Raw genomic sequence first — 684 nt, 5'->3', positions numbered from 1 at the left:
GACTTAACAAACCACCTACGCGCGCTTTACGCCCAGTAATTCCGATTAACGCTTGCACCCTCTGTATTACCGCGGCTGCTGGCACAGAGTTAGCCGGTGCTTCTTCTGGAGTTAACGTCAAAATGATAACGTATTAAGTCATCACCCTTCCTCGCTCCTGAAAGTGCTTTACAACCCTAAGGCCTTCTTCACACACGCGGCATGGCTGGATCAGGCTTGCGCCCATTGTCCAATATTCCCCACTGCTGCCTCCCGTAGGAGTCTGGGCCGTGTCTCAGTCCCAGTGTGACTGGTCATCCTCTCAGACCAGTTAAAGATCGTCGCCTTGGTAGGCCTTTACCCTACCAACTAGCTAATCTTACGCAGGCTCATCTAATAGCGAAAGGTCCGAAGATCCCCTCCTTTCCCCCGTAGGGCGTATGCGGTATTAGCATGCGTTTCCACATGTTGTCCCCCACTACTAGGCAGATTCCTACGCGTTACTCACCCGTCCGCCGCTCGACGCCTGTAGCAAGCTACATCGTTTCCGCTCGACTTGCATGTGTTAAGCCTGCCGCCAGCGTTCAATCTGAGCCATGATCAAACTCTTCAGTTAAAGAACTTGCTCACTCAAATCGTATTACACTAACTATAACTTAATCGATCCATTGCCTAAGCAACAAACCAACATAAAGCGATTGCCGT

General features: G+C 50.7%; 1 rRNA gene. It reads right to left on the bottom strand.

From position 1 onward, the window contains the following. Window positions 1-595, bottom strand: a 16S ribosomal RNA gene (locus GQS57_RS18450); the annotation flags it as partial. Window positions 596-684: the final 89 nt, after the last annotated feature.

Source organism: Polaribacter sp. 20A6 (assembly GCF_011378915.1).
Classification (GTDB): domain Bacteria; phylum Bacteroidota; class Bacteroidia; order Flavobacteriales; family Flavobacteriaceae; genus Polaribacter; species Polaribacter sejongensis.
Note: the sequence above shows the minus strand (reverse complement) of the source record. Positions and strands in the feature narration are given on the sequence as shown.